The 19,030-nt window shown below is 57.8% G+C and carries 15 protein-coding genes; 7 read left to right on the top strand and 8 right to left on the bottom strand.

Going from position 1 to position 19,030, the window contains the following annotated elements; genetic code table 11:
• Positions 1–189: 189 nt before the first annotated feature.
• Positions 190–582, top strand: coding sequence for a hypothetical protein (locus V3C19_RS04355; RefSeq protein WP_149873316.1), 393 nt, complete (start codon positions 190–192; stop codon positions 580–582).
• A gap of 291 nt (positions 583–873) precedes the next feature.
• Here V3C19_RS04355 and V3C19_RS04350 read toward each other — a convergent pair whose 3' ends face one another.
• The 4 genes from V3C19_RS04350 to dnaG all read right to left on the bottom strand — a co-directional run bounded on the left by V3C19_RS04350 (position 874) and on the right by dnaG (position 6,718).
• On the bottom strand, positions 874–1,926 hold the full coding sequence (locus V3C19_RS04350; protein WP_130083425.1) for a TQO small subunit DoxD: 1,053 nt from the start codon (positions 1,924–1,926) through the stop codon (positions 874–876).
• 93 nt (positions 1,927–2,019) lie between these two features.
• A complete protein-coding gene (locus tag V3C19_RS04345) occupies positions 2,020–2,751 on the bottom strand; it encodes a M15 family metallopeptidase (RefSeq protein WP_130083424.1) in 732 nt (243 codons plus the stop codon).
• 38 nt (positions 2,752–2,789) lie between these two features.
• Positions 2,790–4,850: an RNA polymerase sigma factor RpoD gene (gene rpoD, locus V3C19_RS04340; RefSeq protein ID WP_295933616.1), complete on the bottom strand. Its 2,061-nt coding sequence runs from the start codon at positions 4,848–4,850 to the stop codon at positions 2,790–2,792.
• A gap of 59 nt (positions 4,851–4,909) precedes the next feature.
• Positions 4,910–6,718, bottom strand: coding sequence for a DNA primase (gene dnaG / locus V3C19_RS04335; protein ID WP_295933619.1), 1,809 nt, complete (start codon positions 6,716–6,718; stop codon positions 4,910–4,912).
• A 220-nt stretch (positions 6,719–6,938) separates the two neighbouring features.
• Between dnaG and V3C19_RS04330 the strand changes: the two genes are divergently transcribed.
• A complete protein-coding gene (locus tag V3C19_RS04330; RefSeq protein WP_130083421.1) occupies positions 6,939–8,375 on the top strand; it encodes a hypothetical protein in 1,437 nt (478 codons plus the stop codon).
• 27 nt (positions 8,376–8,402) lie between these two features.
• Positions 8,403–9,761, top strand: a complete 1,359-nt coding sequence (gene rimO / locus V3C19_RS04325; protein ID WP_295876526.1) for a 30S ribosomal protein S12 methylthiotransferase RimO — start codon at positions 8,403–8,405, stop codon at positions 9,759–9,761.
• Between the two features lie 133 nt (positions 9,762–9,894).
• Here the strand turns inward: rimO and V3C19_RS04320 are convergent, their stop codons facing one another.
• Complete coding sequence (locus tag V3C19_RS04320) at positions 9,895–10,512, bottom strand: hypothetical protein (protein ID WP_295933623.1); 618 nt, start codon at positions 10,510–10,512, stop codon at positions 9,895–9,897.
• Between the two features lie 212 nt (positions 10,513–10,724).
• On the opposite strand from V3C19_RS04320, the gene V3C19_RS04315 reads away from it, so the two are divergent.
• On the top strand, positions 10,725–12,584 hold the full coding sequence (locus tag V3C19_RS04315; RefSeq protein ID WP_295933626.1) for a 4-alpha-glucanotransferase: 1,860 nt from the start codon (positions 10,725–10,727) through the stop codon (positions 12,582–12,584).
• Between the two features lie 464 nt (positions 12,585–13,048).
• Here the strand turns inward: V3C19_RS04315 and V3C19_RS04310 are convergent, their stop codons facing one another.
• Positions 13,049–13,372, bottom strand: a complete 324-nt coding sequence (locus V3C19_RS04310) for a hypothetical protein (protein ID WP_130083417.1) — start codon at positions 13,370–13,372, stop codon at positions 13,049–13,051.
• Between the two features lie 74 nt (positions 13,373–13,446).
• On the opposite strand from V3C19_RS04310, the gene V3C19_RS04305 reads away from it, so the two are divergent.
• Both V3C19_RS04305 and V3C19_RS04300 read left to right on the top strand, forming a co-directional pair.
• Positions 13,447–14,322 carry a 50S ribosomal protein L11 methyltransferase gene (locus V3C19_RS04305; RefSeq protein ID WP_295933627.1) on the top strand — a complete coding sequence of 292 codons (876 nt, stop codon included), beginning with the start codon at positions 13,447–13,449 and terminating at the stop codon, positions 14,320–14,322.
• Positions 14,300–14,659, top strand: coding sequence for a hypothetical protein (locus V3C19_RS04300; RefSeq protein WP_130083415.1), 360 nt, complete (start codon positions 14,300–14,302; stop codon positions 14,657–14,659). The genes V3C19_RS04305 and V3C19_RS04300 overlap by 23 nt, the downstream gene beginning before the upstream one ends.
• Positions 14,660–14,687: 28 nt before the next feature.
• Here the strand turns inward: V3C19_RS04300 and V3C19_RS04295 are convergent, their stop codons facing one another.
• Together V3C19_RS04295 and V3C19_RS04290 are read right to left on the bottom strand one after the other, a co-directional pair.
• Positions 14,688–15,290, bottom strand: coding sequence for a riboflavin synthase (locus tag V3C19_RS04295; RefSeq protein WP_130083414.1), 603 nt, complete (start codon positions 15,288–15,290; stop codon positions 14,688–14,690).
• Positions 15,291–15,313: 23 nt separating this feature from the next.
• Positions 15,314–16,927 carry a putative Na+/H+ antiporter gene (locus V3C19_RS04290; RefSeq protein ID WP_161981659.1) on the bottom strand — a complete coding sequence of 538 codons (1,614 nt, stop codon included), beginning with the start codon at positions 16,925–16,927 and terminating at the stop codon, positions 15,314–15,316.
• A gap of 226 nt (positions 16,928–17,153) precedes the next feature.
• Between V3C19_RS04290 and V3C19_RS04285 the strand changes: the two genes are divergently transcribed.
• Positions 17,154–18,575 (top strand): polysaccharide deacetylase family protein, encoded by a 1,422-nt coding sequence (locus tag V3C19_RS04285; RefSeq protein WP_161981341.1) that lies wholly within the window; start codon positions 17,154–17,156, stop codon positions 18,573–18,575.
• The last annotated feature ends 455 nt before the right edge of the window (positions 18,576–19,030 follow it).

Genomic DNA, 19,030 nt, shown 5'->3' with positions numbered 1-19,030 from the left:
ACGGGATAATGGTTTATCCAGAAAAACAATTTTATATAAGATACGATGAAAAGCCTGGTAATATACTTGCTTGCGGGAACAGCCATGCTGTGCCCCATGAACGGAAGCAGCGAAGAAAGCGCCCCGTCCACGCCTCCGCCTGTAAAAGACCCTAAAGATGATTTCCTACCGGACATGGATTTTTGTTCCATGGTATTTCAAGATATTTCATCAAAACCCATTGTCTGGAATGATGACCGCTCCTTGGCTGTTATTTACGACGAGACGGCATCGGGCGTGCTTTGCTATACGTTCTGGTGCGTAAAAAGAAACGCACAGGGAAGGATGGTTCCCATTGCCAAGTATGCAGTCTGGACAGATTTTCCCAAAAAAGGAATCCTGCTGGACGAAAAAGGGCTAACCGTCGTGCTGGAAAGTACCAAGTGGCAAAAGGTAGGAACGACGACGATCAGCCATTATTTTCCGTTTACGATTCCCCAGGCACAAATATCTTTCACACAAAAAGGAAACGAGCACCTGAACGGCGTGAAGAATGAGGATCTGGAAAAGGAATGGAAAGAATTTACGGAAAAATGGGATTAACGGATATTTCCGGTTCATTGGGAGGATGTCTTATCAATGGATTCTCAAGAAAACCGTTAATAAAAACAGGCCGGACTTAAACAGTCCGTCCTGTCGAATTTACCCCAAGGATAATTTATTGCTTATTCAAGGGACTTTCGGATGAATGGGCATGTCATTCCATCCTTCGGGCTTGGCGAAGAAACTGTATTGCTTGTTCTTGAAGAAATCATACACGCTTATCGTCCGGAAAAATTTTCCCCACGGGGGTTCTTATCCTTATTGTGCCTTTCTCCTTCTTCCGGGGCGGCCTCATGCACCACCGGCCTTTCGGACCTGAGCGGACCACTCCTTGCCGCTCACATCCGTCAGCACGATGGAGACCGGACCTGCCGGAACCACGGGCAACGTGACGGGAAGCGTTACGCCGGCCTTCGCCCCCAGCGGTATAACCAAACCGAAAGCTCCCGGCTTGATCCGCGCGATATAACTATTTTCAATAGCGGAAGGAGGGATGGCGGAAAGCTCGTCCGCCTCCATCCTCCACAGGGTGTTTCCCTGGCCGTCTGTCAGCCGGATGCGGACCAGGAAGGAACCGTAGGTGTCCACGCCCTCCGTGCGGTATATGTTGAAGCGCAGGCCATCCCCGGAGAGGGAGGCCCCGCTGACTTCCAGCAGGGGCTTCACGGATTTGTTATGGAGCGGCCCCCAGACCCCGCCATGGAAAAACTGGTTGGTTCCCAGAGTGACGAACATCATGAACACGGCGGACCAAATGGAAATCTTCGCCAGCTTTCCGTACTCCAGCGGCAACGGACCGGAAGCTACCCAGGCAAACAGGGAGGAACGGCGCGAGCAGCACGGAAGCTTGGAAAGCCTGCCGTCCAGAGAACAGGAACCGCCCCCCGTCAGGAAGAGGAGAAGTCCGGCGCACATCCCCAGAATGCCTATCTGCCATTCATCCAGGCAGGTGGTTCCCAGCCACCCGGAACCCAGCAGAATCCCCAGCGCCAGGGAGAAAACTCCTACGGCCGCCAGACGCGTCAGCAGCCCCAGCATGAGCATCAGCCCTACCAGGCATTCAATGATGGTAAACGCCGCCATAAACCACCAGAGTTCGGACGGATGCGTCACCAGATATTCAATGACCGGCTTGATGCCCAGCGCATTGGGAAGAAAATGGTTGAATTTAACGCCAATGTATCCCGGATCATCCGGAATCAACTTGTTTTCCAGAACCAGGCGGCGCCAGAAAGCGGAGAAATACGTCCAGCCCACCACCAGGCGAAGAGGAAGGGCTATCACCGCGGCCCAGCGGTAGGCCTCAGGCCGGAGGGAGGAATCATGGAAACGTTCTTCTTTCATCTGGTCAAATTTTACAGTATTTCGTTATCCTATTTCCACCGGAAAAAAATCAAAGGATAAAATGCGCGTCCGTGACAGCGGAAGTGTCCGTGCCTACCGCGCGGCCATGCCGTCCCATACCGGGAAGTAATAATGCAGGGAGGGCGCAGGTTCATTCAGCAGACGGTAGTGCCACCATTCCGGGGAATAGTTGGCAAAGCCCTGTTTCTCAAATGCCTTTTTCAGAATCATCCGGTTCCGGTGCTGGAACGGGGTCACCAGGGGGCTTTCCGTGGCGGAGCTGGGGTCCAGCAGGTCATGATGGCCGCCCATGTCCACGGGCTTTCCTGTTTTAGCATACAGCAGGGTGGCATCCACGGCCACACCGCGGGAATGTTCCGAGAAGTCGCGCACGTAGTGGTCGCCGAAGACTCTGGACTTGTCAATGTTCGGGTAATAGCGCGCCTTCATCTTCTGGTCCTCGGCATCCCTGCCCCATTTGCAAATGTCCAGCACGGCGGTATGGGGGCGGTAGGCGTCGTAGATTTCCAGCAGATACCCCTGTTTGTACAAGTCTTCCGATACTTTTTTCAATGCCTGGGCCGCTTGGGTGCGCAGAATGGCCCGCTTGCCGTGGTAGCCGTCCAGCGGACGCCCCACAAAGTTGTCATATCCGGCGTATTTGAGGTTGCTCCTCACAAGGGGGGCCACCTGGTCCACATAAACAAAGCCCGGCTGCATCACGGGCTGCAAAGGCTGGTTGAATTCAGGCTTGAATTCCTTGCTCCCTGAGCAGGAAGCCAATAAAATAAAAATGCCGCATGCCGCGGCCAGGCGGGTCTTCATGACCCGTGAGCCTAGCACGGCATGTGGCGCAAATCCGGTCAGGATTCCGTCATTTCCAGGAAGCCCTTGATCTTGCTGATGCGCGTGGGGTGGCGCAGCTTCCGCAAGGCCTTGGCTTCAATCTGGCGGATGCGTTCGCGGGTGACGCTGAACTGGCGTCCTACTTCCTCCAGCGTGCGGGGACTGCCGTCCCGGAGGCCGAAACGCTGTTCGATGACTTCTCGTTCGCGATCCGTGAGGGTGTCCAGCACATCCTTGATTTTTTCTTTCAGGAAGGAGAAGGAGGCTTCCTCCATGGGATTTTCCGCCGCCTTGTCTTCAATGAAGTCACCGAAGGAGGTGTCATCGGAATCGCCCACCGGAGCCTGGAGGGAAATGGGCTGCTGGGCCATTTTCAGCACGGAGCGCACGCGCTCCACGGGAAGGTGGATTTCCTCCGCGATTTCCTCCGGCGTAGGTTCGCGCCCGTATTCCTGCACCAGCTGCTTTTGAACGCGCATCAATTTGTTGATGGTTTCAATCATGTGCACGGGAATGCGGATGGTGCGGGCCTGGTCAGCAATGGAACGGGTAATGGCCTGGCGGATCCACCAGGTGGCGTATGTGGAGAATTTATAGCCGCGGCGGTATTCGAATTTTTCCACCGCCTTCATGAGGCCCATGTTGCCCTCCTGAATCAGGTCCAGGAAGGAGAGGCCGCGGTTGGTGTATTTTTTGGCAATGGAGATGACCAGGCGCAAGTTGGCTTCTACCATTTCATCCTTGGCCTTGCGGGCCTCGCGGAGCCATTTCCTGAGTTCCTGGTAGGCTTCGCCCATTTCATCCGCCGTCATCCACATGCGCAGTTCCAGTTCCGCAAGGTGCTCCTTGAGTTCCTTGTTGCCGGGGTCTTTTTCAATCTTTTTCTGCAGGCGCAGCACGCGGTCGCGGGCTTCGTCAATCACGGAGCAGAAGTCTTCAATCACCTTGTGCTTGAAGTACAGGCGGCCGAACAGCTTCACCAGAACGCCGGTGATTTTGTCGAATTCAGCCTGGCGGGCCTTGACGGCCTTGGCCGCTTCCTTGCTGCGGTACAGCTTGCGGAAGGCGCTTGAGGCGTCCTGGTGCGTCTGCTGGATCTGGGCGCAAAGCTGGGCCAGGCCCTTCATGTAGCGTTCCCGCGAGTCGATCTTCTTGTCCAGAATCACGCGGTCAAAGCGTTCCTCATTGTCAAGCAGGCGGTAGGCCACATCTAGATAGGCGTTGGCAATGAAACCGAAGCGGTGGACGGAGCGCTGGACGTTCTGTTCCGCGTCCTCAATCCTCTTGGAGATGGCCACTTCCTCTTCACGGGTGAGCAGGGAGACCTGCCCCATCTGCTTGAGGTACATGCGGACGGGGTCGTCCAGAATGTCCATCTTGGCTTCCAGCTTTTCCTCTTCATCCTCTTCCTCCGTGTTGATGCGGGTGCGGTCCGTGTAGCTGTCCACGTCGGAAGCGTCGATGATGTCGAATGCCATGCTGCGCAGGCGGTCCATGATGGCCTCGTAATCCTGCTGGTCTACGATGTCGTTCGGAAGAGAATCGTTGATGTCGTCAAAAGTCAGGTATCCCTGTTCCTTGGCAAGCTTGATGAGTTCACGGATTTTCTCCTGAATTTCCGGGGCGTCAATCGGGTTCGTGATCTTGCGGCTGGCAGCCTTCTTGCGTTCCTCTTCCAGAATTTCACTCAATTTTTTGGGAGTTTCATTCTTGGAAGGCTTGGACGCGGGTTTGGCAGGTTTCGCCGGCTTCTTTTCTGCCGCCTTTGCGTGGGCCTTCTTGGCAGGAACGGGAGCGGCCTTTTTGGCCGGGGCCTTCTTTTCCACGGGTTTGGCGGCGGAAGCAGCAGGCACCGCCTTGGGAGCCTTGGCCGTGGATTTAGCCGCTGGCGCCGCCTTTTTAGCAGCCGCAGGAGCGGATGGCTTGGCAGCAGTTTTTTTGGCGGGAGCCGCCTTCGGGGCGGGTTTGGAAGCTTTGGCGGCAGGTTTGGCCGCTACTTTTTCCCTGGTTTCGGAAGCTTTTTTGCTGGCAGAGGTCTTCTTGGGAGAAGAGGAGGATGGGTCACCGGATTTGGACATATCTTGAAAGGAAGAGGGCACAATTCACCATTATATCAATACCCGCAGGTATCGAGGCGTTACATTGTACCCAAAAGACGTTTCAAGTCAACACTAAGTTTCGATAATTCCACCCTTCTTGCAGCATCCGTGGAGGGGTCCGCAATTTCCGCCATCAGGGAGGCAATGTGCTTTTCCAGTGCCGCCTTTGCGATGCCGGAACAGGCCTCCTGCACGCACCGGCTTACGTCCGCAATGGGGATGGGGTCCAGACTGAGCATGGCCAGGGCGTCCTTCTCCGGCTGAGGCAGGGATTCCAGAAACGCGTGGATGGAGGCCGGATTGTCCGGTTTCGGCATGCGGGCCAGGATTTTTTTCAGGATGCCCCCGCCCGGCAGCAGGCGCATCGGCTCCAGCAATTCTTCAATGCGGTCCACGATCAGCTCCTGCGCCTGCGCATTCTGCAGGGCCAGTTCGCATAAAACGGCCACGGCGCGGTTCATCTTTACGGGCGGCAATTCTTCCGGCACATTTCCGGCAGCTTCCCCGGCCCGGTCCGCGGCACGCACTTGTTCGCGCTCCTTGCGGCGTCCGGCCGTCTTCACGGCGCTGCGCAAATTGCCGATGGTCATGCGCATCCGCGTGGCGAGGTCCGTCGTGGCCAGGTCACGGGCCACCGGATCGCTCATGCAGGCCAGCAGGGCTGTCATGTCCCGTGCAAAGGAGGCGCTGGCTCCTGCGTCTTCCAGCAGGCCCTGGCTTTTGGCACGCTCCACGCGCACCTCGAAGAAGGGCCTGGCTTGTTCCACCATCGCCGTGAAAGATTCCCGCCCTTCCCTCTTCATGAAGGAATCCGGGTCGTCTCCCGGCGGCAGGTTCACCAGATAAACATCCTTGCCCAGAGGGGCCAGTTCCCGGAAGGCGCGGTCCGCCGCGGCCATTCCCGCCTTGTCCGCGTCAAAACACAGCACAATTTGGGACGCATAACGGGAAAGCGTCCGGGCATGCTCCGGCGTAAATGCCGTTCCCAGCGGAGCGACGGCAAAAGACAGCCCGGCTTCATGGCAGGCGATGACGTCGATCTGCCCTTCGCACAGGAGGGCCTTTCCGCTTTTGCCCATCGGACCGCGGGCCTTGTCCAGAGCGAACACGACGTCCCCTTTCTTAAAGATGGCCGTTTCAGGGGAGTTGACATATTTGCCTGCATTCTCCTGGGGCCTCAGAAGGCGGCCGGAAAAGGCCACGCACTCTCCGTACACGTTGTTGATGGGGAACATGAGCCTGTCCCGGAAACGGGCGTAGATATCCCCGCGTTCCCCCCGGTTGGCAAGGCCGGAGTCAATCAGCACCTGGTCCGCAATTCCTTCCTTCCTCGCCCATGCCAGGAACTCGCGGGAGGAATCCGGGGCCCAGCCCACCTGCCAGCGTTTGGCCATCTCCGCGCCGTAGCCGCGGGAATTCAGGTAGGCCCTGGCTTCCGCCGCTTTTGGGGAGCGCAGGAGCAGCTTGTGAAAAAAATCCGCCGCCTTTTTGTGGGCTACCAGCAAAGCCGTGCGCGCCTTGCGGCGTTTTTCCTCAGCGGCGTCATACACCTCCTCCACCAGGGTAATGCCAGCCTTTTCCGCCAGACGCCGGACAGTGTCCGCAAAGCCCAGGTTTTCCATCTTCATCACGAAGGTGATCGCGGACCCCCCTTCCCCACAGCCGAAGCATTTGAAGTTCTGCCTGGTCTGGTCCACGATGAAGGACGGCGTTTTTTCATTATGGAACGGACAGCACGCCTTCCAGCGGGACCCGGCGCGCTTCAGGGACAGATAGGAGCCTACCACATCCACAATGTCAGTGGCTTCCAGAACGCGCCTGATGCTGTCTTCATCAATCCTTCCCATACGGCCCGCCCAGACTATCACAAGAACCGGCTTGATACAAGGAGACAGAAGAGAAGCTCCTTCCATCAGGCGCTTGAATCATCCCAAGCTTCAGACTGCGTCCCTTTAAAACCGGACCCTCACCCGGTTTCCGGAAGCCGCCATTTCCAACGCAGCCATCATGGCAGGGAGGATGCATTTCCCCATTGAGAAAAAAGACCCGCCGTGATAGCATTTTACCATGAAGCACATCCACCTCCTGTTGCTGGCTTTTCTGGCTTTGTTTGCGGGCGCTCCGTTCCGGGCGGCCGCGGAAGAATCTTTCCGCGACAAGGTTGTCCTCATTCCCGTGGGGGAGGACGCCCTGACCAGCAAGCAGAGCTTCGGCTTCATGACCCGCATTCTGGAACGGGCGCAGAAGGAACAGGCCCGCGCCGTGGTGTTTGAGATGAACACGCCCGGCGGCCTGGCCTGGGAAACCAGCGAGATGATGATGAAGAGCATCCAGCCGCTGACCATCCCCACTTATGCCTACGTGAACCCCAAGGCAATGTCCGCGGGGGCCCTCATTTCCGCGGCGTGCGACAAGATTTACATGGCTCCCGTTTCCTCCATCGGGGCGGCGGGCATCATCACTTCCTCCGGGGAGGAGATGGACCCCGTGATGCGCAAGAAGGCGGAGAGCGCCTTCTGGGCCTTCACGCGTTCCGTAGTGACGGAGAAGGGATACCGCCCGGAAGTGATCAAAGCCATGATGATTCCGTCCGAAGAGGTGCAGGAGTTCGGCCCCGTCAAGCTGGAGAAGGGAGCCCTGCTGACCCTGACGGGCAAGGAGGCCGCCACCCGGCTGGATGACGGAAAGCCCCTGCTGGCGCAGGGAACGGCCACCTCCGTGGCGGACCTGCTGGCGCAGGAGAAAGTGGACGCCCCCGTGGTCACGGCAGTGCCTACCGCCTTTGAAAAGATCGGCCTGTGGATTGCGTGGGCCTCCCCCCTCCTGATTCTGCTGGGCATCGGCGGCATTTACATGGAGTTCAAGACGCCGGGATTCGGCATCGGGGGCATCGTGGCCATTGCCGCGTTCGCCCTGTTCTTTTTCGGCAACAACATCGCCGGAAACCTGGCCGGATACGAAACGGCCGCCCTGCTCGTGCTGGGGGTCATTCTGCTGTGCGTGGAATTTTTCGTCATTCCCGGCACGTTCATCGCCGCCATTGCGGGCGGCATCTGCATCTTCCTGGCGCTGTTCGGCGGCATGATCAGTTCCTGGGAATGGGACAACGTCATCCGCGGAGGCCAGTGGGAAGACTTCAACACCGTCGCCCTGGTCCTGGGCGTTCCCCTGCTGAAGCTGGTGCTGGGCTTGACGGGCGGCGCCATTGTCATCACCATCTTGATGAAGTACCTGCCTGATTCCGTGCTGATGCGCCGCGTGACCAACGCCACCGTAAGCGGCGGCCCCGCCGGGGAGGCCGTGAGCATTACGCGCGTCCAGGTCGGAGACCGGGGGAACGCCGTCACGGAACTGAAGCCCAACGGCAAGGCCATGATCAATGGCGAAATATGCGAGGTTTTCTCTCGACAAGGCATACTGATTAAGGGTACCCCTGTGCGCGTCGTGGACATACGTCCGTTCGACCTCGTCGTCGTCAGGGACGAATCCCCCGCCGGGGAATAATCCGCATCACTCTTTTCCACTACTGCCATGTCTCTCACCGTTGGACTCATTTCCCTGGGTTGTCCCAAGAATTTGATCGATTCCGAAATCATGATCGGCCACCTGCAGAAGGCGGGCATGACGATGACGCCGGACGCGGAACTGGCGGACGTGATGGTGGTCAATACCTGCGCGTTCATCGACCAGGCCAAGCAGGAAGCCATAGACGCCATTCTGGACGTGGTGCGCGCCAGGGAAAGCGGAACCTATCCGGAAAACCAGAAGCTGATTGTGGCGGGATGCCTGTCCCAGCGTTTCCACAAGGAACTTCCCGCCCTGCTGCCGGAGGTGGACGCGTTCATCGGCCCGGACCAGATCACCCGCCTGCCGGAGATTATCACGGAAGTGATGAACCGGACCGTGCGGAACAAGAATTTCGTGGAAGGCAAATGCAAGTACGTTCCGGACTGGGAAACGCCGCGCTACCGCCTGACGCCTCCCCACAGCGCCTATATCAAGATAGCGGAAGGCTGCAACCACGGATGCGCCTACTGCATTATTCCGATGATCCGCGGACGCCACCGCAGCCGCTCCCAGGAGGACGTGGTGCGTGAGGCGGAAGCCCTGGTCAGGGCCGGCGTGAAAGAAATCAACCTTATTGCCCAGGATATCACGTACTACGGCATGGACAAGTGGACGGACGCGCGCCCGAACCGCCGCAGCGCGGTGGATTCCTCCCGCGGGGAATCCCTGGCCTCCCTGATCCGCGCCCTGAATGCGATTGAAGGGGAATTCTGGATCCGCCTGCTTTACACCCACCCCGCCCACTGGAGCGACGAGCTGACAGCCGCCATCGCGGAAAGCCCGAAGGTGGCCCGGTACGTGGACATTCCCCTCCAGCATATTTCCGACAACATGCTCAGCGCCATGCAGCGCGTGACGGACGGGGACTACATCCGCAACCTTCTCAGGGACATCCGGAAGGCCGTGCCGGGCATCGCCATCCGCACCACTTTCATCACCGGCTTCCCTGGAGAGACGGAAGACGACCATCAGGAACTGATGGAGTTCATCGAGGAATTCCGCTTTGAACGCGCCGGCATTTTCACCTTTTCAAGGGAAGAGGGAACCAGGGCCTACAACATGCCCGACCAAGTCCATCACCGCACGAAAGCGCGCCGCTACAATGAGGCAACCATGCTTCTCACGCGCATTGCCTCGGAGATCGGGCAAAAGCAGATCGGCCGGCAAATCCGGGTTTTGGTAGATGCTCCCGGCACGGCCAGAACAGAGTGGGACGCCCCGGACATTGACGGAACCGTTTCCGTCCCCCTCACACTGCCCGTGGGCGAATTTGCAACGGTCACGGTGACGGACGCCGTGGCCTATGAGCTGACGGCGGAATAACCGTACAAGGCGGCTGGATTCAAATATTGAAGACTAAATACTAAAGGCTGAAAGCCGCTTTTTCCAAATACTGCGGCTTCCCGCAATCTTCAGCAGTCAGTCTCTGAATGTTCCATCTCTGCCCAAAGAAGCGTCACTGCTTCACGCTGGATTCGGGCAGCGGCACGTTTTCCACAGGAGCAGGCGACGGCTGGGGAATGACGGCGGGTGCCAGGGAACCGGGAGCTCCCGGCTGGACGGGGACAAGGGAAGTATTCAAATCCAGTTCCCGGGAAGCGGCCGCGGCTTCCGGACTAACGGCGCCCGTATTGGCAGGCAGCGGCAGCAGTCCGCCGTCCTGGCCGAACATATCGGTACCGGAAACGGGGAAGAATCCCACGGCTTCCTGCGGATTGACGATTTCCGAAAGACTTACATAGCCCTGCCGCCCGTCCTCAAATTCCACCTTGGCGAACAGTTCACCGCAAACAAGAACTTTCGCGGAAGCCGCCCCGTTCATGACCTTTCCACTGGTGGAGAAGCTGCTTTCAGGATTCTGTTCAAAAACCACCAGCTTTTCTTTCTTGAAGGTGATGGAATCCCCCGGCTTGTAAACGGCCTGTTCCGCATTGGCCTTCGCCGCCATTTTCTTGGATGTAATGCCTACCGGGTCAAGGGCGGAACTCTGGCGTTCCCACGGATTCACGTGCTTGTTCGTACTGCAGGATGCCAGCACCAGCAACAGGGCGGAAGGAAGCAATGCAAGTTTCATTGTCCTGCATCATAATCACAGTCCCCGTCCTAGAAAAGCAGAAATTTCATGTTCCACCCTCCTTCATAAGCCGCTCATGGCACTGCCACACATCAGGGCGTATGCATGCGCATTAGACTTGCCGCTTTCCCCTTTGGAATGCTACTTTCTTTTCCAGCCTGTCTCCGAACCATGTTCCACGGCGGATGAGGGCTCGCACCAGAAAATCTGCTATGGATGAAAAGAGACTAGCCGGCGTCGTTCTGCCTTTGTTTTCCCTGCGCCGCAATAATGACCACGGCATCGGGGATCTGACGGCCCTGCGCCAGTGGATAGACTGGGCGGCGGACGCTCATGTGGGATTTCTTCAGTTGCTGCCCGTCAATGCCTTGGGACGGGACGAATGCCCCTCCCCCTATTCCGCCATCAGTTCCATTGCGCTGGAACCCCTGTACCTTTCCCTGGAACCCTGGACCGTACCCGGCCTGGAAGAACGCGTCTTTAACGAGACGGGAGACACGCCGCCCTGGGAACAGCCTTCCGGCCCGGACCTGGTGGACTACCCCAAGGTCCGCTCCTGGAAGATGTGGATTCTGCGCGGCGCATGGCACAATTTCCGGACCAAGCCGGAATATGCGGGCATCATGCCCAAGTTCCGGGAATGGGTGAAGGAACAGGGAAGCTGGCTGGAAGACTTCGTGTGCTTCCAGGTGCTCTGCGACCTGTTCGGCACGGCGATCTGGTGGCACTGGCCGGAACAGGACCCGGCGCGCGCCAAGGCCATTGCCGCCGACTACGAGGAAGAGAAGGATTTCTCCCGCTGGCTTCAATGGCTCTGCGAGAAGCAGTGGGAATTCATCCGGATTTATGCGGATGAACGCAACGTGAAGCTGATGGGGGATATTCCCATCGGCGTTTCCCTGTCCAGTTCCGACGTTTTCTTTGAGCGCCATCTGTTCAACACGGACTGGTGCGGCGGCGCTCCGGCGGAAGGCAATTATGCCGCGGACCCGTTTACGGCCAAATGGGGCCAGAACTGGGGCATTCCCCTGTACAAGTGGGACGTGATGGCCCAGGACAATTTCGCCTGGTGGCGCCGCAGGGTGAAGTACTGCACCAAGATTTTCAGCATGTACAGGATCGACCACATCCTGGGCTTTTACCGCATTTACGCCTTCCCGTGGAAACCCACGGAGAACGACGTTTTCCTGCCCCTGACACGGGAGCAGGCCGCCGAAAGAACCGGAGGCCGCCTGCCCGCCTTCAAGCCGCGCGGCGACGACCAGGCGTGGGAACGCAACATGAATCTGGCGGACGGGGACTTGTACCTGCGCCTTGTGCTGTCCGCCGCCCCCGGCGTCAGCGTGGTGGGGGAAGACCTGGGCTGCGTGCCGGATTACGTACGCCCGAACATGCGCCAGCTCGATATTCCCGGCTTCAAGATTCCCCACTGGGAGATCAAGCCGGACGGCTCCATCATCCTGGGCAAGGAATATCACGAATGCTCTTTCGCCGCATTCGGCACGCATGATTTTGAAACGCTCATGCAGACGTGGAACGACAGCTATGCCAAGATCGAACGCGCCCGCAAGCTGAATCTGTGGGTGGGGGGCGTTCCTAAAACTCCCGCCAATCCGGAACAGGAACACATCATCAAGGAAGCGGAAGACGGCGCACGCCTGCTGAAATGGTTTGCCGACTACTGCGGCATGCAGCCGGAAACCTGGATGTCCTACTGGAACCTGGAGATCAAGACGGCCATGTACCGCGCCCTGTTCCGCTCCAAATCCCGTTATTCCGCCATTCTCTGGCCCGCCCTGTTCGATATCAACAAGCGCCTGAACATTCCCGGCACCACCGGAGGCACCAACTGGAGGGAACGCATGCCCTTCAAGGCCGTGGAAGCCTGTTCCATGCCGCAGACCGCATGGCTGCGCTCCATCATTGACGACTCCGACCGCACGCCGCTCCAGGGGGAAGACGCCATCAACGCACTCAAGGCATCCAGCAAGCGCATTTTTCCGAAGGTGACCGTGAACAACGAACGCTTCCTGAAACGGATGCTGATGTGGCCCAACGGCAAATCGCTTTAACGGGACGCCGGGAAAAACCCCGGAAAATATGCTCCGCCCGGCACGCAAAAAGGATGCGGGCTCGTCCTCTTCTGAGCCGGAACGCCAGGAAAGCCTGCCCCGGCAGGCTAGGAGAGGCTGTGCCAGATTCCGGAAAGCAGGAAGGCAGGACGTCGCCCGTCCCTGTATTAATCAGGTTTCCGGCGCACCCAAACACCGGATTTCCCGCCATTCCAGGCAAGAGAGGCTGAGGACGCGGAACCGAACATCCATCTGCGGGCGCCTATCAATAATATTTTTATCATTATTTTGGATCTCGTTAGAATAAACAAAAGTACATCAATACCGTACGGGCGATCTTTAACGGATTTGGAATCCGAAATGCATTTCTCAAGGGGAGAAACAGGTACGTGTACCGGTGAATCAGAGTTTCAGGCTTCCATGACCCGGCATACACTTCCCGTCCCTGCAGAAGCGCCATAAATTCATGAGACCAAATAAATCAGCTCCTTGCAAAGTCCCGGACAGCAAAAAACGAAGGAGCATTTTCCCTTCCCTGTGCTTCGAAATGTTTCCACTGCCAAAGCCGGAATGCCGCCATTTCCGGGCATTCGGCATGGAGGAAAACAAGGAGGAATTTGTCCAAATGATTTTTCTTCAGAATCGTAGCTTGACTCCGGATTCCAAATCCGCCAATGAAGCTCCATAATAGAAATCATGTTTTGAACTGCAGTTTCTTCTGTAGGAAATCCAGGAAAAATACCGGACTCTTCATCATACTTTCCTGTCCGAATGCGGAAAGCCTTCATCAAAATAATTCCAAGCAGCTTCCCTTTCCGCATCCATTCTTGCCTCCAAAGAAAAAAGTCTTCATACTCACACCATGAGCTGGAGCTGGAACAAATTGTCCGCCGCCAAATGGGAAGACGCCTGGAGCGAACGCATTGCCGGAAATCCGAATGCCGTCATTACGCAAATCAAGGGGGGCAAAACCATCAGAATTGTCGTTTACTGCGATACGGAACAAGATGCCCTTATATTGAAAGAACATTTCGGAGGGTCCGTCCGGGAAGTCAAGACACAGGACTGGGTAGCAGCGCAAAACAGGGAGCCGCGCCCTCCCCTGAAAATCAGGGATTCCCTGCTCATCACGGAACAAACGGATGCCGAAAAGCTGAAAGCCCTGCAACAGCAGTTTCCCAAACGCCGCATCCTGAGCGTCCCGGCGGAAATGGCCTTCGGCACCGGAGACCATGCCACCACATCCGCCTGCCTGCGCTTCATCTGCGACTTTGCCAAGTCCCGCAAGGGGGCGGACTGGAGCATGACGGACATCGGCTGCGGTACCGCCGTACTGGCCATGGCCGCGCTGGAACTGGGGGCGGCCCGCGCCGCCGCCTTTGACTTCGACCCGATGGCCATTGAAGTGGCCCGGCACAACATGGAACGCAACGGCATTACCGATGCCCGGCTGGATTTGTTTGTGGGGGACGTGTTTGAATGGACTCCCACGGCTGGGCAGAAGGGTGACCTGGTTGTCGCCAACCTGTTTTCCACCATTCTGCAGAAGGCTTTTCCGCGCATCATCACGGCCATGAAGCAAAATGCCGTGCTGGTCATTTCCGGTATTCTGGCCTCCCAGTGGGAGGAAACGAAGGCGGCCGCGGAACGCCGCGGACTCACGTTTGACAAAGTAATCAAACGGGGGAAATGGGTGACGGCCAAAGGAGGGCTGAGTGCATCAACGGCCCGCGTATAATCCCGCGGACACGGCCATAAAAGAAAACGACGGGAGAAAAAACAGCGGCGACTGGAAAAACCTGCTCACGGGAGCGTGGGTATTAAGCCTTTTGAGCTATCCGCTGGCGGGCCTGATCATAGGACTGTATCTGGCCGGCTTCATGAGCCTAATCGCGGAATATTCCTACATGGCCATCAATTTCCTGCTGTATTTCCATGCCCTGTACCATTTCCGGAGTTACTGGAACGGGAAGATGAATAAGACCATAGGCGTCTTTTACCTGCTGCTGCTCATCGTCAATATGCTGATCGCCGCCAGTATTATTCTGTCCATGATCACCTGCTGGCTTGTATAAACAGGGAACAGTTCATCATTTCGGGACATCAAATGCCTGCGCTTTCACGGGCCGTGAACAGCTTTTCCACGTATTTGGCCAGCATGTCCACTTCCAGGTTTACGGGCTGTCCGATCACGGCGTCCTGAAGGTTGGTGCGGCCGAAGGTATGAGGGGTAATCCAGAATTCCAGCAAGGTTCCGTTGAGATTGGCAATGGTCAGGGAAATGCCGTCAATGGTGATGGAGCCCTTGTCAATGCAGTAGCGGGCCAGTTCATCGGGGATGCGCACTTCCAGCCTGTGATCCTGCCCCACGGGTTCCAGCGCCGTGATCGTTCCGGTGTTGTCCACGTGCCCCATCACAAAGTGGCCGCCGAAACGGTCCATGGCGGACATGGCGCGTTCCAGATTTACCAGGCTGCCGGGTTTCAGATTCCCTAAGCTGGTCACCCGGATGGTCTGGGAAAGCAGGTCGAAGGAGACGCGGTTCCCATCCAGGGCATCCACTGTCAGGCAGCACCCGTTCACGGCCACGGAATCCCCCAGGGAGAGTTCACTGCCGAAAGGGATGTCCAGCGTCAGCCTGGCTCCGCCGTCAATGGGGGTGAACCCCACCACGGTTCCAGTTGTTTCAACAAGTCCGGTAAACATAAGAGTCAATCAGGATTCGGCGTTCAATGGCCGAAACAGGTGAAGAAGATGAACACGATCGCCGTGGGAAGGGCCGCCCACGTGAACAGCCACAGGGGATTGATTCCCTTGAAGTATTTGCCCAGAATGGCCTGCCCCGCCGGATTGGGGGCGTTGGCAATCACCGTCAGGCCGCCGCCCGTCACGGCGCCGGCCACCACGGAATATTTGACGGCCTCCGGCAGGTTGGGAACGGTGGAAGCCAGGAAGGTGACGGCGGCATTGTCGTTGAACGCCGTCAGCAGGGTGGCGCCGATCATGGCGTAGTCCCCCAGGCGCGTCAGCACCGGTTCCAGCCACCAGGCCTGCACCCCGCCCAGGATCACCAGGCCGGCCAGGAAGAAGCCCACCATCATCGGAACGCGCAGGGACATCTGGTTCTGGTACTGCGGCGTGGCAACCGTAAAGCCGATGAAGAAAAGGAAACTGCCGATGAACATCACCGGTTCATGGGAGAAGAGCACCGTCCAGGTCAGGAAGCAGACATGCGCCAGCGTCACCCACACGGGAATCCGGTCATTGCGGTCTTCCCAGGACTGGGGGATGGCGTCGTCAAACTCGCTGAATTCGCGCTGCTGGGTGGCCAGACGGGCGAATTCCTTGCGGAACATCAGGAAATAGATCAGGTTGGATATGATGATGGCACACACGGCTTTCCAGCCGAAATGCTGGATCATGTGCGCCAGGCCCCAGTCCCATTTTTCCGCAACCATCACGACGGGAGGGGCGGCAAAGTGAGTCAGGGTTCCGCCGATGGAGATGTTCACGAACAGCAGGCCCAGCGTGGCATACATCAGGGAGCGCTTCGGCTTGAGGTCATAGAATTTTTTGCTCAGGATCAGCGCGCCGATCGTCATGGCGGCCGGCTCCGTGATCAGGGAACCCAGCAGGGGGGCCAGGCACATGACGGAAATCCACCAGGCCCCGGGAGTGGCCTTCCCCAGTCTGGCGCCACAGTTGACTACGGATTCCGCCAGCTTGAAGATGGGGCGGGAGGAAGCGATGATCATGATGATCATCACGAACATGGGCTCCGTGAACGAACAGTCGTAATTCAGATAAGCTGAAAAGTCTTCAAAGGAATAGTATTTCCAGCACACGAACATGAAGGGGATAATCCAGATGCCGAACACGGCTTCCACTTCCCCCAGGAAATGAAAGATGGCGGAGGCAAAGGAGACCGGCAGCCGTTCTTCCGGATGCATCACGCGGAAGTTGGATTCCTTCAGCTTTTCCTTGTAGCGCAGGGCCAGCTTGTGGGAGTAGCGTTCAAAGCGCCCCGCCAGGAACGTATGTATGATGGCGCCCAGGAATACCAGCGTCACGGCCAGGTTGAAGCCGCCGGACTGTTCGTTGCGTTCGCTCAATACCTGGGACAGGCTGGCGTCCGGGGGCATCTGCTTGTACTGGCTGAGCGGAATCGGGAAATGGCTGTATTGGGATTCTCCTCCAATTTCCGTGGCGGGATAGGCGGGCTCCGCCGCACGCACGGCAGCCTCTCCCGCTCCGGCGGCCATGAAAAAGACGGCTGCCGCCACTGCGGCAAGCCGACCAAAACGGAGTGTCAGAGCTTTGGTAAAATGACAAATGCTGCTCATGTCTGCGCACAGACTAAACATGTCCACTTTTTTGAGCGAGCGGAAAATGAGTCTGCACGCTTTTTAAGGAGAGCATGCCCGGAAAACGGAAAAATCCGCAGAGAGAGAACGGGCAGTGAAACGAAAAGGAACGGCTGTCATGCCTGCCGGAGTTTAAGATTGAACAGGACTCTCAAAAATAGTAGTTGCAGATATGCGCTCCGCCCTTGGTTTTCTTTCCGTTCTCATGATCTCAGCCGGTGTCGCCTGTGCGGAGCTTCCGCCCGAACTGCCTCCCATGACACCCCTGCCGCTCGCACCCGGACCAGTGACGGGCGGCACCATCAAGGGGGACCCCGCAGCAGGCATCGTGCCCGTCCGGGAACTGATCGAAGCCAACCGCAGGGATGAAGATATTCCCATGGCCGAGCCCATCCCCGGAGAAACGGCGACTCCGTCCGCGCCGGACGAATCCATCCCGAATGCGGAACCCATTCCCGGGGAGACGCACCTCCAGCTCCCGCCCCAGGGCTCCCCTTCCATTCCGCCCTCCGCCTTTTCTCCCGTTCCCGTCCCTCAGCATGAAACACGGGTGGCCATCCTGGGCTACCATGATTTCAGCCGCACGCTGCCCGCCACGGAGATGCGCATGAATACGGACACGTTCCGAGCCCAGATGCAGGCGCTGAAAACCGCAGGCGTGCCCATCATTACCATGAAGGATTTCCTGGACTGGAAACTGGGCGACAAGCAACTGCCCGCCAAGTGCGTCCTGATCACCATTGACGATGGATGGAAGAGCGTTTACACGGACGCCTACCCGATTCTCCGGGAAATGAAAATCCCCTTCACCGTTTTCCCCTACACCAAGTTCATCACAGGCCGCGGGTCCGCCATGAGCCGGGAACAGATTCAGGAAATGCTGAACAACGGAGCCACTCTGGGCAGCCATTCCGTCAGCCACCTGTACCCCAGGTCCTGGCGCGCAGCCCAGAGAAAGGGCACGCAGGCCGTCTTGGACCTGGCCGCCAGGGAAATAGGGGAATCCAGGAAAATTCTCCAGGAGAGATTCCCCGGTTCCGACGTGGAAGCCTATTGCTACCCGGGCGGTTTCGTTCTGCCGGAGATGATCACCAAGGCGGAGGAAGCCGGCTTCCGGGCGGCGTTTACCGTCATTCCCAGAAAAGTGACCAAGGACACGGACCGCTGGAGAATTCACCGTTACATGGTGTTCGGCAAGGATCCCAAGACGTTCACCAGAGCCGTGAATTTCAATACTCCCAGCGCGCCGGAGACGCCCTCCCCCGCCCCCGCAGGCCATGAACAGGGGCTGGGGTCCTATCCGGCGCCCTCCCAGCCCGTCTTCCCGGCGGCCAACACCGTGGTCCGCAGCCAGAATCCGGACATTTCCATTTCCCTTGCACGGGAACCGCAGCTCAATCCCAAGGACATGGAGATGCGCGTCTCCGGCTTCGGCTTGGTAAATGCCAAATATGACGCCAGGGAAAAAGTCCTGAAATGGACACCCTCCCGTCCCCTGCGCGTCAGCCCGGTCACCGTCCAGGTACGGTGGAAGGTTCCCGGCGGCAACATCTGGCAGACGGCCACCTGGCAATTCGGGATTGCGGAGCAGGAAATGCACTTCATTCCCGGAAACCTCGTCAAATGACAGACTCCGCGCACGGCGTGTCCGCCGGAAAGGCAACGCAACCCCGCCGGAGAAAAGGTTGAAGGCCGCCTCCTTTGCCGATTAACGTTCCGGATTTACGCCAACGGATAGAGTCTGGAAAAGAAAAGCCGTTCCCGACCGCCGGCAAGGCCTCCCCCCCGCACGGCTTTTGGTCTGCCCTGCCGGAAAAATCCCGGCTTTCCGGAAACGGAAGACATCTCTTTTTCCGGTCCCAAAACTGGCAAGGACAGGCAAAGAGCAAATTCACCTTTCTCCCTTTGCCGCTCAAACTCTTGCAAAGGAAGAAATACCCCTTCCCTTCCGGAAAACGGCGACCTCGCAACGGTCTTGTAAAAAACTCTTGTAAAAAACGGGATGGCTTTGCCGATTCATCGAATGCTTGCTCCCTTTCCCGCCGGAAAGGAACCGCTCCATGCCGCAAGGACATTCCGGAT

The organism is Akkermansia sp. AE01SA01, from assembly GCF_036417395.1.
Classification (GTDB): domain Bacteria; phylum Verrucomicrobiota; class Verrucomicrobiia; order Verrucomicrobiales; family Akkermansiaceae; genus Akkermansia.
The sequence above is the reverse complement of the archived record's forward strand: the minus strand, read 5'-3'. Positions and strand labels throughout refer to the sequence as shown.

Coding starts and splice junctions, on each gene's coding strand:
- V3C19_RS04315 (WP_295933626.1), top strand. CDS start 10,725: ATGGATGAAAAGAGACTAGCCGGCGTCGTTCTGCCTTTGTTTTCCCTG.
- V3C19_RS04355 (WP_149873316.1), top strand. CDS start 190: ATGGTATTTCAAGATATTTCATCAAAACCCATTGTCTGGAATGATGAC.
- V3C19_RS04345 (WP_130083424.1), bottom strand. CDS start 2,751: ATGAAGACCCGCCTGGCCGCGGCATGCGGCATTTTTATTTTATTGGCT.
- rpoD (WP_295933616.1), bottom strand. CDS start 4,850: ATGTCCAAATCCGGTGACCCATCCTCCTCTTCTCCCAAGAAGACCTCT.
- V3C19_RS04330 (WP_130083421.1), top strand. CDS start 6,939: ATGAAGCACATCCACCTCCTGTTGCTGGCTTTTCTGGCTTTGTTTGCG.
- V3C19_RS04285 (WP_161981341.1), top strand. CDS start 17,154: ATGATCTCAGCCGGTGTCGCCTGTGCGGAGCTTCCGCCCGAACTGCCT.
- dnaG (WP_295933619.1), bottom strand. CDS start 6,718: ATGGGAAGGATTGATGAAGACAGCATCAGGCGCGTTCTGGAAGCCACT.
- rimO (WP_295876526.1), top strand. CDS start 8,403: ATGTCTCTCACCGTTGGACTCATTTCCCTGGGTTGTCCCAAGAATTTG.
- V3C19_RS04295 (WP_130083414.1), bottom strand. CDS start 15,290: ATGTTTACCGGACTTGTTGAAACAACTGGAACCGTGGTGGGGTTCACC.
- V3C19_RS04350 (WP_130083425.1), bottom strand. CDS start 1,926: ATGAAAGAAGAACGTTTCCATGATTCCTCCCTCCGGCCTGAGGCCTAC.
- V3C19_RS04320 (WP_295933623.1), bottom strand. CDS start 10,512: ATGAAACTTGCATTGCTTCCTTCCGCCCTGTTGCTGGTGCTGGCATCC.
- V3C19_RS04310 (WP_130083417.1), bottom strand. CDS start 13,372: ATGAAGGCTTTCCGCATTCGGACAGGAAAGTATGATGAAGAGTCCGGT.
- V3C19_RS04305 (WP_295933627.1), top strand. CDS start 13,447: ATGAGCTGGAGCTGGAACAAATTGTCCGCCGCCAAATGGGAAGACGCC.
- V3C19_RS04290 (WP_161981659.1), bottom strand. CDS start 16,927: ATGAGCAGCATTTGTCATTTTACCAAAGCTCTGACACTCCGTTTTGGT.